1 protein-coding gene is annotated in these 518 nt (G+C 43.6%); it reads left to right on the forward strand.

Features of this window, described 5'->3' with window-relative positions; genetic code table 11:
• On the forward strand, positions 1-349 hold a 349-nt coding region (gene rdgC / locus R7P74_RS29370), incomplete at its 5' end, for a recombination-associated protein RdgC (RefSeq protein ID WP_318124265.1).
• Between the last annotated feature and the right edge of the window lie 169 nt (positions 350-518).

Here is a 518-nt window from a genome sequence, read left to right on the forward strand (position 1 = left end):
CATGATGGACGAAGCTGAGTTAAAATCAGTACTTGAAGAAGGTGGTGTGATTCGCTGTAAGAAGCAAGAGCTGACCACAGATGAAATCCGCAATCACATCGCAGCTGACAAAGTCGTGACGAAACTTGCACTTAACTGGCAAGACCGAATCGAGTTCATCATGGCTGAAGATTCCGGCATCAAACGTCTAAAATTCTCAGATGAGTTGAAAGATCAAAACGACGATATCCCACGTGAAGATCAAGCGGCTCGCTTTGATGCTGACTTCTCACTAATGTGCGGTGAATTCAGCGCTTTCCTACCAAATCTATACGAAGCGCTAGGCGGCCTGCCTAACCCTAACGCATAAGATAACCCTACTTTTTAATAAATACGCCCTCACTTTTTGTAGGGCGTTTGTTCATCTAAAGCACAATTCTCCTAGTCACAGTTCACATTTTGACGTAAAATTTGCGCCCCATTTCCATAAGGTGGAATTGGCCTGACTTGTGATCAGATAAAAGAGAATTGAGCAATGA

It is taken from the genome of Vibrio sp. 2033 (assembly GCF_033339735.1).